Source organism: Nocardia sp. NPDC052254, from assembly GCF_040679495.1.
Lineage (GTDB): Bacteria > Actinomycetota > Actinomycetes > Mycobacteriales > Mycobacteriaceae > Nocardia.
Genome location: NZ_JBFAUW010000003.1, coordinates 365,339 through 378,507, shown reverse-complemented (window position 1 = coordinate 378,507; position 13,169 = coordinate 365,339). Strand labels below are relative to the sequence as shown.

General features: G+C 68.0%; 12 protein-coding genes and 1 pseudogene. 12 read left to right on the top strand and 1 reads right to left on the bottom strand.

Translation table 11 applies throughout. The features are described from left to right. Positions 1–32: 32 nt before the first annotated feature. Genes AB0L57_RS10390 through AB0L57_RS10375 form a run of 4 tightly spaced genes read left to right on the top strand, consistent with a single transcriptional unit; the run spans position 33 to position 5,156 of the window. Positions 33–1,361 (top strand): hypothetical protein, encoded by a 1,329-nt coding sequence (locus AB0L57_RS10390; RefSeq protein WP_364960556.1) that lies wholly within the window; start codon positions 33–35, stop codon positions 1,359–1,361. After that, entirely contained in the window at positions 1,361–2,371 is a 1,011-nt protein-coding gene (locus tag AB0L57_RS10385) for a hypothetical protein (RefSeq protein WP_364959773.1), read from the top strand. Before AB0L57_RS10390 ends, AB0L57_RS10385 begins: the two co-directional genes overlap by 1 nt. Beyond that, positions 2,371–3,888 carry a tetratricopeptide repeat protein gene (locus AB0L57_RS10380; RefSeq protein ID WP_364959771.1) on the top strand — a complete coding sequence of 506 codons (1,518 nt, stop codon included), beginning with the start codon at positions 2,371–2,373 and terminating at the stop codon, positions 3,886–3,888. The genes AB0L57_RS10385 and AB0L57_RS10380 overlap by 1 nt, the downstream gene beginning before the upstream one ends. After that, complete coding sequence (locus AB0L57_RS10375) at positions 3,885–5,156, top strand: CHAT domain-containing protein (protein WP_364959769.1); 1,272 nt, start codon at positions 3,885–3,887, stop codon at positions 5,154–5,156. The genes AB0L57_RS10380 and AB0L57_RS10375 overlap by 4 nt, the downstream gene beginning before the upstream one ends. Before the next feature lie 147 nt (positions 5,157–5,303). On the opposite strand, the pseudogene AB0L57_RS10370 reads toward AB0L57_RS10375, so the two are convergent. Further along, a pseudogene (locus tag AB0L57_RS10370) lies at positions 5,304–5,482 on the bottom strand (IS3 family transposase); the annotation flags it as partial. A 429-nt stretch (positions 5,483–5,911) separates the two neighbouring features. Between AB0L57_RS10370 and AB0L57_RS10365 the strand changes: the two are divergent. The 8 genes from AB0L57_RS10365 (at position 5,912) to AB0L57_RS10330 (ending at position 12,915) form a co-directional block, all read left to right on the top strand. Continuing rightward, positions 5,912–6,553, top strand: coding sequence for a fasciclin domain-containing protein (locus AB0L57_RS10365; protein ID WP_364959766.1), 642 nt, complete (start codon positions 5,912–5,914; stop codon positions 6,551–6,553). 151 nt (positions 6,554–6,704) lie between these two features. Next, positions 6,705–7,331, top strand: coding sequence for a sigma-70 family RNA polymerase sigma factor (locus AB0L57_RS10360; protein ID WP_364959765.1), 627 nt, complete (start codon positions 6,705–6,707; stop codon positions 7,329–7,331). Continuing rightward, positions 7,328–8,068 carry an anti-sigma factor gene (locus tag AB0L57_RS10355; RefSeq protein ID WP_364959763.1) on the top strand — a complete coding sequence of 247 codons (741 nt, stop codon included), beginning with the start codon at positions 7,328–7,330 and terminating at the stop codon, positions 8,066–8,068. The genes AB0L57_RS10360 and AB0L57_RS10355 overlap by 4 nt, the downstream gene beginning before the upstream one ends. A 37-nt stretch (positions 8,069–8,105) precedes the next feature. Then, positions 8,106–9,665: a molybdopterin-dependent oxidoreductase gene (locus tag AB0L57_RS10350; protein ID WP_364959761.1), complete on the top strand. Its 1,560-nt coding sequence runs from the start codon at positions 8,106–8,108 to the stop codon at positions 9,663–9,665. Positions 9,666–10,046: 381 nt separating this feature from the next. Further along, positions 10,047–10,709 carry an ECF RNA polymerase sigma factor SigK gene (gene sigK / locus AB0L57_RS10345; RefSeq protein WP_364959759.1) on the top strand — a complete coding sequence of 221 codons (663 nt, stop codon included), beginning with the start codon at positions 10,047–10,049 and terminating at the stop codon, positions 10,707–10,709. Further along, the gene (locus AB0L57_RS10340; RefSeq protein ID WP_364959757.1) at positions 10,702–11,472 is read left to right on the top strand and encodes an anti-sigma factor; all 771 of its coding nucleotides are present in this window, start codon (positions 10,702–10,704) and stop codon (positions 11,470–11,472) included. The genes sigK and AB0L57_RS10340 overlap by 8 nt, the downstream gene beginning before the upstream one ends. Positions 11,473–11,554: 82 nt before the next feature. After that, positions 11,555–11,767 carry a cold shock domain-containing protein gene (locus AB0L57_RS10335; protein WP_364959755.1) on the top strand — a complete coding sequence of 71 codons (213 nt, stop codon included), beginning with the start codon at positions 11,555–11,557 and terminating at the stop codon, positions 11,765–11,767. 146 nt (positions 11,768–11,913) lie between these two features. Next, entirely contained in the window at positions 11,914–12,915 is a 1,002-nt protein-coding gene (locus tag AB0L57_RS10330; protein ID WP_364959754.1) for an alpha/beta hydrolase family protein, read from the top strand. Positions 12,916–13,169 lie beyond the last annotated feature (254 nt).

Genomic DNA, 13,169 nt, shown 5'->3' with positions numbered 1-13,169 from the left:
GCTAGCCTGGCCGAATGCGACGACCGCGCGCCATGGTGCTCGACGAGGTGTGGCGCGATATCGAGGGCGTCGAAGCGCTCAGCGGCGCCCACGGCGGGCCGCTGCGCCGCACCGTCAAACTCGTGCTCGATCCGCTGGTGCTCCGCCCGGTGCAATACCCGGCGTGCGCCGGGCCGATGGTCACCGCCGAGGGCGCCGCACTGCTCGCGACGCGTCTGCGCGCCGCGGCCGAGGTCCTGCGTGCCACGGCCGCCTGGTTCACCCTCCTCAAACAGGTCCGCCGCACGTTGCGGATCACCGAGGGACACCCGCAGGACCTGTACTTCCAGCGATGTTTCGAGCTGGCGACCGCATCGGGCCGGCCGGATCCCGGACACGATCGCGCCACCGCGGAATCGGTGCTGCACGAGATCCATGACGTCGCCGCCGGCCGCACCACACGAGCGCTGCGGGACCACCTCACCGACCCAGCGACCACCGCCCGGCTCGGCACCCTGATCGATTCCCGCTGGCGACACCGGCCGTCGCACCCCGGCGGCGCCGACACCGCCGCGCTCACCGCCCTGCTCGAGTCGTGCGCGGCGCTGCGATCGAGCGGACGCGTCACCGACGGACGGATCCACGATCTGGTCGCCGCACATACCGGAACTCGCTCGGGAATCGATTTGTGGCACAACCACTCCGGTAGCTCGGCGCAGGAACTCGGCCTCACCGCACATCCCCTTCCGGCCGCACCCGCACTCGGTGCGGCGGCCTCGACGGCGACGCTGGCACTGCCCTTCGATCGCACCGTCTACGAGCGGGTGTTCACGGTGCTCCAGGCATCCACCGAGCGATCGGACCTACCCACGATCGAGCAGCTCGTGACCACCGAAGTCGACCGCAGTTGCGCACCGTGGGCACTGCTGGACGAGTCGCTGCGGGTGGCCGCGGCCGCCGGGATGCAACTGGCACTCGGACTCTCGCCGATCACCACCGCGATCCCGATCGACGCGGCCGGCGACCCGAATCGAGACACCACCGCCGCGCACCGCGTGGTCAACGGGCGCTGGCGGCGAGAGGCCTATGTCCTGCAGGCTCGCCGCCTGGTCGTGCACGACACCGGAGCCCAGACCGGTCCGCTGACCACGATCGCGGCGGAACTACACCGTCCGTGGCGCCCGTACGCTCGCCGACTGTGGGTGCGCCTGCACGGGCGCGACGTCCGCGACGCGCCGATTCTCGACCCCGCCGAGCTGTGGGATCTGCTCGACGGCGTGGCCCGCTCGGTCATCCTCGATCACCGGAGCCGGGTCAAGAAGGCTCTGAGCACGAATACCGTTGCTGCGGCATCGGATACGACGGAATCGAAGGCCAGCTGATGCCCGAGCCCGTGCACGTCCGCCACGACTCCACAGGGGTGATCGTCACCCCCGCCGGAGCCCCGAACGTCCTGGAATCCGCTGCCGGTCTCGATACGCTCGTCCTCGAGACCGCGGGCGGTCATCTGTCCTGGAGTCTGCTTGCCGGACAGTGGGTTCCGGCCGCCGCACTGCACGATCCGGTGGTGGCGCAGGATTGGCTGTGGGCCGTCTACGGCGAGCCGGTGGCGCTGGCGGTCGCCGAGCGGACGTCCGGGAATCTTCCCGCCGAACCGGTCCTGCCCGATCTCGTGGACAGTGCTCGCCGGCTCGCCTACGCGCACTGGGCGACCCGCTGGTGGCCGACCTCCTCGGTGGACGGTATCGCCGCACTCGACCGGCGCCTGCTCGATGCGGAGATCGCGGAGCTGACCGAGGCATGTGATCCGATCGTCGACGGCCCCGACGCCCAACCACCCGCGGTGCGCACACCGTTCACCGAGGTCACGGGACAGCGGCAGGACTACGCCCTCGCGGCCGGAGCAACCGCGTCCACCGGGTTGATCCTCGCGGCCGGAACCACCGGATGGGATTGGCGGCGTTGCCCGCCCGGCATTCTGGACGCCTCCGAGCACGCGGTGTCCTGGCGGCTCACCCACGATTCCGGGTCCAGGACCGTCCGAGTGGAGGCGGTCTGCGCCCCGGACCTCACCCCCGGGCTGCCCGCACACCTGTGGCCCCACGCGCACGTCACCGCCGCGTCGGCGACCACCGATCTGGCCCTGACCCGCACCGGCGACACCTGGTCCGGCACGGCGGGTATCGACGCGGACGACATCGCCCGCGTCGACGTCCATGTCCCGGGCGTGGGACCGTCCGATTCCGGCACGACGGACGCGGAACACGGCCCGCGGGGCCGGCAGCTGATCAGAGATTTCGCGGCGCACCGGTTGCGGGCCGCCCCGGCCACCCTGCCCATCGCAGTGCTGCGGGCCGAGATCGCCGCTGCCGCCTCGGATTCGGACTTCTGATGGCCGACTCACCCCCACCGGGTCTCGAGCTGCTCCACGAGGGCGCCGCGGCACACGGCCGCGGCGAGATCACCGAGGCACTGCGGATCTTCGAACATGCCGTCCGCACCACCGCGGGCGGAGTGCGGGTGAGCGCCATGATCAACGCGGCGAGTATGCGCGACGAGCTCGGTGACCATTCCGGCGCGATCGACGGCTTCCGGGCCGCTCTCGCCGAAATCCCGGACGACGCGATCGAGAAACTCGCCTCGACCCTGATCAACTATTCCCAGGCACTTCAGCACATCGGCGAGCTCGATGACGCCCAGCACGCGCTGGAACGGGCCCGCGACCTGCTCACCGGGCACGAGGAGTTCGCGACACTGCGGGTGTCGTGCCTGGTCTCGCTCACCGCGGTCGCCACGCACCGCAGCCAGTGGGTGCGGGCGATCGAGCTGGCCACCGAATCCTTGGACGCCGCACAGTATTTCGCACCGCGGCTGCGCGGTCACCCGCTCGGGAACCTCGCGGTGGCGCATTTCGAGTCCGGACGCGCCGAGCTCGGGCTCGACTTCGCGCGGCAGGCACTGGTGGCGTTCGAGGCGGCGGGCGATGTGAACGCGGCGGCCGAGTCGCGACAGAATCTCGCGCAGATGTATGCCCGGCTGGGCCGCGACGACGAGGCCGAAGCCCACGCTCGCGACAGTCAGCGCTATTTCGAGCGCGCCGGTCTCGGCTACCGCGCCGGCGTCGGTCTCGCACTGCTGGGCCTGCTCGCCGAACGCGACGGTGACCTCGAGCGGGTCGAGGAGCTGTATCGGCGCGCGCTCGACCATTTCGAGACCTCGGGCGCGGTGCTGGACGCCGCGGGCGTCCGGATCCGGCTGGCGACAACGGCTTTCGCGCACGGCCGCGCCGGCGACGGTGAGCGACTGCTCGCCGCCGCCTATCACACCTACGCCGAGCGCGGACTCGGGCTGCACTGCGCGCGGGTCGACTTCTGGCATGCGTCACTGTGGGATGCGCTGATCGACGACATGGTCGATCCGCCTCCTCCGGAGGTGCTCGCGCAGGCCCGCGATCTGGCCGTCACCGCCGCGATCGCCATCGACGCGGTGCGCTACGGCTTCGCCAACGGCGCCCAGCGCGCACAGTGGAACCGCGAGATGGCCGCGCCCGCCCTACGGCTGGCCTTTCGCTTCGCCCATCGCTGCGGCGACGGCCGGTTGATCGCCGACCTGATCGAAACACAGTGCGCGGGTACGACTCTGGATCGCACACCGGCCGGGCCCGCGGCGCCCCCGCAGTTGCCGTTCGAGGCGATGCGCCCACCGGCCGATCCCGATTCGCCGTCGGCGGGCACCCTGCGCCTGGGGGCCGCGCTGGCACAGGTCGCGGCGGCCGCCGGGCTTCCGGTGTCCCCGCCACCGCGTCTCACGGTCCCGCCGGACGGGCGCATCGCGCTGGATGCCTACATCACGGCCGCCGAGCAGCGCTACGGTCGGCCGGTACGCGAGGAGCGGGTACTGCCGACATGAGCGAGAGTTCCGTCCCCGGGCAGCCGACGGTGATCGTGCGCATGGCCGACGCCGGCGAGCTGTACATGTCCTGGTACTGGACCGACGGCAGCGCGGAGCAGGGAGCGAGCATGCTGCCCGGAGCCGATGTGGACGCCGTGGTGCGGCGCCTCGCGGCAGCACTGCCCGACCTCACCGACCCCGGTGGCCTCGAACGTGCGCTCACCATCGGGGCGTTCGCCGATCGGACCTCGGAATACGAACTGGCACAGGCGCTCAGCCGCGCACTGCTGCCGCAGGGACTGGCGGTGCAGTTGCACGCCCTGATGATGAGCGGAGTTCGCCCGCACATCCGGCTGCAACCCTCGCCGCGCGTGGCCCAGGTGCCGTGGGAGATCATCGCGCCCGACCCCTCGTTACGGCTCATCGACATCGCCGATGTGAGCCTGCTCGCGCCCGCGGGTATCGTGCACGCGCCCGGCCGGGTGGCGCGCTCCTGGGCAACCGATCGCGATCTGCCGGTGGTGGCCGTCCTCGATCCCCGGGTGCCCGGTTTCCGGGCCGACTCGGAACTCGGTTCGGTACTCGGGCGGATGTCGGACACCGCACCGCTGACCGAACGGATCGCCGGTCACCTTGCGCGACAACGTCTTCGCCCGCGGGTTTCCGAGCCCGGTGCGGCGTTCCGGCGCACCGATCTGGACCGCGAGCGGCTGGCCGCCCTGCTCCGGGACGGTGCGAGCCGTCTGATCTATGTCGGTCACGTCACGGCCGCGGTGCCGGAATCGGGCCAGAGCGAGAACGCCGAACTCCACCTGTGCTGCACCGCCGACACCATCGGCTTCGCCCGCCCCCTGCGCACCCACCGGCCGCTGTCGGCCAAGGATCTCCTGCTCGGCACCCACACCCTGGACGCGGAACCCGTTGCCGGACCGCAACTCTGGCCGATTCCGAGCCGGGTGGCGCTGATCGCCTGCGAGAGCGGCGGCGATCTGCGCTTCACCGAGGCCCTGGGCTTGGTGGCCGCGATGATCAACGGCGGCGCCGAACTCGTCACCGCCACCCGCTGGCCACTACCCACCGATCTGGCCTTCCAGCGCCTCGCGGGCGCCACCGATGCCACCCCGCTGCAGCACGTCGTCTGCGCGGTCGACGCGGCGCACGAACAGCCCGACCCGGTCGGCGTCCTGGCGGACTGGCAGCGCGAACGCCTCACCACCTGGCGCGAGACCGGCGCCATCGAGAACTCACCACTGCTGTGGGCGGCATTCGCGACCGTCCGCACCTGATCTCCGCCGAGGGCCCCGCTATTGACAAAGGATGATGCCGGGCCAATTGTTCGGCGCGCACCCCCATGACGAACTCGCCCCTGACCCGGAGGAAATCAAATCCTCGCCGGTCAGGGGCGGGACTGCTGCACGATCGGGTGACAGCGGTCAGGCAGCTCGAAGAGCTGGTGTGGTCATGATGGCCTCGTATTCGACCGGGGGCAATTTGCCGAGTCTGGCCTGGCGCCGACGTCGATGGTAGGTCCGCTCGATCCAGGTGACGATCGCGATCCGCAGCTCATCACGAGTCGCCCAGGACGCCGGTCGAGGACGTTGCGCTGCAGTAACGGTGATCGGGTCGACGAGCCACCGGTAGTACGGTTGGCGCACGATTTCGAGGACCCTGCACGTCACCGCGACAGGGATCCCGTCGGCGGCCAGCTCAGTGCGGCAGTCCCCCTACCGCGTAAGCCCACCCGGCGCGTCCGGAACTTTCCGAACAGACAAGACCAAACCTCGGCGGGACGCCTCGCGAAGTCCTGGTGGCGCCCATCGGATGCGTGCCCGGGGCGACTTCGGTTGCCCCGTAGTTCGGACGCCGTCGGCCGAGATCCACATCTGTACCAGTCCTCGGCCGGCGGCGATCGTTGCCCGCTTCGATTCGGCCGTGAAATCCAGTGCGGCACAGGACCAAACCGCTCATCCGAGCGGATCGAACTCGGAGTTGTCCTCTTTTGCCAGCGGCCGTCGGGCCACCTCTCACGAAGGAACGAATGATGAATCTTGTGCAGCGTTCGATGGCGTCGGTGATCGCGCTGGCCGCGGTGACCGCGGGTTTGACGGCGTGCTCGAATGACGATTCCGGCGGTTCGAGCACGTCCGTGCCGGCCTCATCGATGTCGAGCACCCCGAACGTGTCCGCCGCCGCGGATCTCGTCGGTCCCGGCTGCAAGCAGTACGCGCAACAGGTGCCCACCGGTGCCGGGTCGGTCGAGGGAATGGCACAGGATCCCGTCGCCGTCGCGGCGTCGCACAATCCGATGCTCACCACTTTGACGGCGGCAGTATCCGGGCAGGTGAACCCTCAGGTCAATCTTGTCGACACCTTGAATGGCGGACAGTTCACGGTGTTCGCGCCCGTGGACTCGGCCTTCGCGAAAATACCCGCGGCCACGATGGATTCGCTGAAGACGGATTCCGCGGCGCTCAGCAAGATACTCACGTATCACGTGGTGGCGGGCCGGATCTCCCCCGATCAGATCGCCGGCACACACAAGACCGTCGAGGGTGCCGAGGTGACCGTGGCCCGCAACGGTGACGCCATCAAGGTCGGCGACGCCTCGGTGATCTGTGGTGGCGTGCAGACCGCCAACGCGACGGTCTACATGATCGACACCGTGCTGATGCCGCCCGCCTGATCCCGCTGCGCGTTCGCGACTCGCCGCCGATCCGAATGCGCGACGAAACGAAACCCGCAAGCGCCGAAGTCCACGGACCAGTAAACCACCGGAGCTCACGGACCCCGTTGTGTCCGAATCGGTTCCACGAATGACGGCAGGTGCGAGCACGATGAACGAACTTCTCGATGGGCAGCAGTCGGTTCCGGGCATATCGCCCGCCAGAGACCCGCGGGACAATGGGGTTCAATCCCGGCTCGCCGAGTTGCTCGTCGCGGTGAGCAACGGTGACCGGGACGCGTTCACCGCGTTCTACCGGATGACCGATCAGCGGGTCTTCGGACTCGCATTGTGGATGACGCGTAATGCGGCCATGGCTGAGGAGGTCTCTCAAGAGGTCTACATCCAGGTGTGGTCTCTCGCCGGTCGCTACGACCGGGGCATGTCGACTCCCATGGGCTGGGTGCTGATGCTGACACACCGTCGTGTTGTCGACCGTATTCGTTCCGAACAGGCGGCTTCCGGTCGCGAATCGGTGTATGGCGGCCTGCACAGCGGTCGTGACCACGATGTGGTGTTCGAAACGGTCGAGCAGCGACACGACGAGCGGGCGGTCCAGCGCTGCCTGGAACTGTTGACCCCGCTGCAACGCGAGTGCATCGTGCTCGCCTATTACGGCGGACTCACCTATCCACAGGTAGCGGAACGGTTGGGAACCCCGGTGTCGACCGTGAAATCACGCGTTCGAGAAGGGTTCAAGCGCATGACCGGAGCTCTGAACGGGAGCGTCTGCCCATGAGTGGTTCGGAGTTGCCGGAGCTGGATCTACTCGGACTCGCCGAGGAGTACGCGCTGGATGCTCTGACAAAGGTGCAGCGCGGCATGGTCGAGGAACGACGCGAGCGATCGGACCGGTTCACCGCGGCCGAGTTCGATGCGGCGGTCGCGGCGGCCCACGAAGTTCTCGCTCAGCTGGGTGCCGTGACCGCCTGCTCGCCGCCACGCGGTATGGAGAATCGGATTCTGCGCGCGTTGGACAACAACACGCGCATCGATCGCCGCCTCACAGGGGACCGTCGGGCATGGTGGCCACCGCCGCGACGAGATCTGCTACTGGTAGTCGCGACGGCGGCACTGGCGCTGGGCGGGGTCGTGGCGGTGACCACACAGCCGTTCGCCGGCCGCGATCGGCCGCCGGAGATCACGGCCGAGGCAATCGATGCCCAGCCCGATCTGCTCGTCCGGACGGTGTCGGCCGCGGACGGCGGCCGACTGGAGGTCCACAGCTCGGCCGGCCTGTCCGAGCTCGCGGTGTCGATCGCCGGACTACTCCCGCCGGGGCTGCACCGGTCGTATCAGGTCTGGCTGAGTTCAGCGGACGGAACCACCGATTCACTGGCCGTTTTCGACGCACCGCCGACATCGGCGGTGGTGGCCGGATTTCGCTCCGCGGACACGATCGCCGTGACCGTGGAACCGGCTGGTGGCTCGTCACGACCGACGACAAAACCGATCGCGAGCATCGACCTGAGCTGATCCGACAGCTCGTTCATCTGATACGGAAGTACTCACCATGACCGCGTCACACGGCACATCAGCTGTGCCGGAGGGGAATACACGACGACCGATCCGCGCGATACCAGCTGTCGTCGCGGGCATACTCGCCGCCGCGACGGTCCTCGGGGTCGGGCACGCGATCGCCGTATTCGTCGACCCGGCCTCGTCACCGTTCTTCGTACTCGGCGCCACGATGGTGGACCACACACCACACGAATTGAAAGACGCCGCCATCCGCCGGTTCGGCGACCACGACAAGGATGCGTTGTTCGCGTCGATGGCAGTGGTGATGATCGTCGGCGCGGCCTGTGCCGGCCTGATGGAGCGCCGTCGCCCCCTGGGCAGCATTCTACTGCTGGGCCTCGGTGGTCTCACCGTATGGGCTGCGCTGACCCGCCCATCGGCCACACCGGCGTTCGCGATCCCCACGATTGCCGGAATCGTGTCGGGTGTCCTCGCCCTGCGACTGTTGACCACCGCGGTTCCCACGTCGCGTTCGTCGACCGGTAATGCCATGTCGCGCAGGCGATTCCTCGGCACGGCCGCCGCTGTCGCGGCATTGGCCGCCGGTAGCGCCGCCGCGGGTCGCTTGCTCGCACAAAAGTTACGGGATGTGGCAGCCGACCGGGCCAGATTTCCGCTGCCCAGGCCACAGCACCCTGCGCCACCGGTGCCCGCGCAGCCGCGAGCCCCCGGTCTCAGCGCATTCGTCACCCCCAACGACACCTTCTACCGTGTCGACACCGCCTTGCAGCCGCCGGCTCTCACTCGCGCCGACTGGAGGTTACGGATTCACGGAATGGTTCGCCGCACAGTCGAATTCGACTTCGATCGACTGGCCGGGCACACGGCGATCGAACGAATCATGACATTGACCTGCGTATCCAACGAAGTCGGCGGGCAACTCGCGGGTACCGCGCGCTGGCTCGGATATCCGCTGTCGGAGTTGCTCGCCGAGGCCTACGCCGATCCCGGCGCGGATATGGTGTTGTCCCGCAGCATCGATGGGTTCACGGCGGGAACGCCGCTGTCGGCGATTCTGGACGGCCGTGACGCTCTGCTCGCGGTCGGCATGAACGGTGAGCCACTGCCCATCGAACACGGCTACCCCGCGCGGCTGATCGTTCCCGGGCTCTACGGTTATGTGTCGGCGACCAAATGGGTCGTCGACCTGGAAGTCACCCGCTTCGATCGGGCAAAGGCCTACTGGACCGATCGCGACTGGTCCGATCGGGCGCCGATCAAGACCGCCGCGCGCATCGATGTGCCGGCCGCATTCGCCTCGGTGCCCGCGGGACGGGTGACGGTGGCCGGTGTGGCGTGGGCGCAGCGCCGTGGTATCGCGACGGTCGAGGTTCAGGTCGACGATCAGCCGTGGCGACTCGCCGAGACCGCCCCGCAGTACTCGCTGGACACCTGGCGGCAGTGGACCTGGTCCTGGGATGCGACACCTGGAACACACACGCTCCGCGTGCGGGCGACCGACGGCGAGGGACAGCAGCAGACCGAGCGGCGTGCAGCTCCCTTTCCGAACGGCGCCACCGGTTGGCACAGTCGCGTGATCACGGTTTCCTGACCAAACCGCGGTGAACCCCACATCGAAGCACAGGTATGCATCCAACCCACCCTCCGTCGCCGCACCGGGCACATCCCTGCGGATCGCGATCCACACGGCGGGCCGACCGCGGCGTGCGCTGTCCGGTGCGCAGTGAGGTCACGGTGATCGATACAGGAGACCGCAGTGCACCGCCTCGTCCGTTTCGAGCCCACCGCCCTCGTCCGCGAACCGAGGCCACCCGTGCGACCACATCCCCGCAACGCTGCGGATACGGTTCACCGAGAACCACCATCGCTGCGGGTAGTGTCCGAACGCGTAGCAGATCGTCGCACCGGTAATCGGCTGTGGTCGGCATCCGAATTGCCATCGGGATACGCCCACACAGGAAGACAAAGCGCTATGGCGGATGAACGCCCCGAGTCGCCCGGGGCGACCGATCACATCGACGTGCGTATCGACGAGCCCGACGCCTGTCCAGCGCATCGGGCGCAGCCGGACCCGGAAGCGGCACGACGGCTCGCCGAGCAGCTGCGGGGAATCGCGGACGGCGATCGGCATGCCTTCACCCAGTTCTATCGATCCACCAACCATCGCGTCTACGGTTTGGCATTGCGCATTCTGCGACGACCGGCCGCCGCGGAGGAGATCGCGCAGGACATCTATCTCTACGTGTGGAATGAGGCGGCACGCTACGACTCTCGCCTCGCCAGTCCGATCGGATGGCTCATGATGCTCACCCATCGGCGCGCCGTCGACCGCGTTCGCGTCGAATCCACTTCCACCACACGCGATCTCGCGTTCGGCCACCGAAATCTGGGCCGTGATCACGATATCGTCGCCGAGACGGTGACCCAGCGCTCGGAGGAACGCGCGGTCGTCGAGTGCCTCGCGACGCTCACCGAGACGCAACGCGAGACCGTGGCGCTGGCCTACTACGGCGGACGAACCTATTCCGAAGTTGCCGAACACCTCGACATCCCGCTCAACACTGTGAAGACCCGAATTCGTGACGGTTTCAAACGGCTGCGCAATTGCCTGACGGGATCGGTGAGCGATGCCTGACATCGATCCGAACAGCGAACTGCTCGAGCTCGCACACCCCTACGCGCTCGATGCCCTGTCCGAGCACGACCGGGCCAGCGTCGAGCGCCTGCTCGACACCACCACCCCTGATCTCGCGGCGGCATTTCGCTCCGAGGTGTACCGACTGCACGAGACGTTGGCACTCATGACCGTGGTCGACACCGTGCCCGCGCCGGCGACCCTCGAAGCGACTCTGCGACGCGCACTCGACGCGCGTGGCGCGAAGCCGGTCGAGGAAGGCCTGTCGCCGGATCGGGAGATGGCATCCGTTCGCAGCATCCGGTCCCGACGGCTGCGCGATCCGCGATGGCTGGCCGCCGCGGCGGCGGCCGTGATCGTCGTCGCGGGAGCCGCGGCGGGAGTCGCCGGATACAGCACTCGATCCCACGACACCGGCGGCGTTACCGCACAACAGGTCATCGACCACTCGGACGCCCGCGAACAGACGGTTCCCGTCGAAGGCGGCGGCACGATCACCGTCAACGCATCACGTGAACTCGACGCGGCCGTCGTGTCGTTCGCCACCGTCGCGGCCCCGCCGACCGGCCGCACCTACCAGCTGTGGCTGATTTCGGGTGCGGGCCAAGTCCGTTCGGCCGGCATCCTGGACGCGCTACCGACCGCACAGGCGCCGAAACTCGTGCGGTACGGGGACGCTGGCACGCTGGCGATGTCCATCGAACCGGAGGGCGGTTCACCCCAGCCGACCACCCAGCCGATCGTCGGCGTACCGCTCACCTGAGTTCGCACACCTCCATGCGCCTGCCAAACCATGCGGCGGGGCAGGCCGAAATCCCTTCGAAGTCAACGAAGGGACGGCCACCATGGCACGGACGCACGGCACGGTGAAGTGGTTCGACGAGAAGGTGGACTTCGGGTTCATCGCTCCCGACGACGGGGGTCCCGACCTCCTGGTCGAAACAGCGGACATGCTCACAGAGCCGCCTGACCGGCACCTGCGGGAAGGCCAACAGGTCGATTTCGACATCACGATCGGATCGAAGGGACCCCAGGCTCGGAATGTGTGCTGCCGCTGAGCCCGAGTCGAACCCCCGGAAATGTGCCGCTCCGGCTCAAGACCGAACCGGAGCCAGGCACAGCGCGAAACATTTGTGTGCCATCGGACAGTGACCGACAGCTGACGAGCGAAAGAGGTCCAACAGTGCGAGTATCACGAACGGCGGTGACCACGCGGCTTCTTGCCGGCGTGCTGGCCGCTACCGGTCTGGTCGCCACAGCCGGCGCGGCCACCGCCGCTCCCGAGACGGCCAGCGTCGTCTCCGTGGAGCAGGTCAGCGCCAGACAGCAGAAAGTCATGGTGTTCTCGCCGAGTATGCACCGGGCGATCCCAATCCAGGTCGTCCGCGCGGCGGACACCAGCACACCACGCCCCACCCTGTATCTGCTCAACGGATCCCAAGGTGGACCCAACGAGAGTGGATGGGATGCCGAGACCGACGCGCTGAACTTCCTGCGCGGCAAGGATGTCAACGTCGTCAACCCCGTGGACGGCGCCAGCTCCTATTACACCGATTGGATCCACGACGATCCGGTCCTGGGCAACAACAAATGGCAGACATTCCTCAACGACGAGCTGCCACCGGTCATCGAGGGGTATCTCGATGCCGACGGACATCGCGCACTGGCGGGTGTGTCCATGAGCGGCACATCGGTTCTGAACCTGGCCATCGCCAAGCCCGGCTTCTGGAACAGCGTGGCCTCCTACAGCGGCTGCGCACAGACATCGGATCCGATCGGGCACGAGTTCGTCCGGCTCACAGTCGAGAACTGGGGCGGTGCGCGCAGCGTCGCGAACATGTGGGGCCCCGCCGACGACCCCCGCTGGCGCGCCAACGATCCACTCGTCAACGCCGACAAATTGCGGGGTACCGCGATCTATTTGAGTTCGGGCAGCGGTGTTCCGGCCGCGCCCCACGACACCCCAACCGATCGACGGGTCGAGGAGGGCCGCATCCCGCTGCCAGCGCAGATCGCACTCGGCGGACCGATCGAGGCGGCGATCCACTTCTGTACCGTGAACCTGACGAACCGACTACACGAACTGAATATCCCCGTGACAGTCGATGATCGGCCGGTTGGCACCCATTCATGGGGCTATTGGGAGGACGATCTGCATGTTTCGTGGCCCTTCCTGGCCCAGTCGATCGGCAGCCGAACCGGCTGAGGTGGTCCGATCATCAACCGCACCCCCGAAGTTCGCAGATCGTCCCGTTCCCATATTCGACGTGCTCGGCCCAGAACACATACAAAATGGTGCGTGCCCCGCCGAAGATGCGAGTCGTCGGCCGTCGAGGTAGCGGGCGTCATCACGGTCTTGTGGGAGACCGGTGGGGCGCAGGTGGCACGGTACCTACCGTGGCACAGCTGAGAACCATTCCAGGGTAAGGTAAGTCACTTGATACCGCATCGGATTTCCTC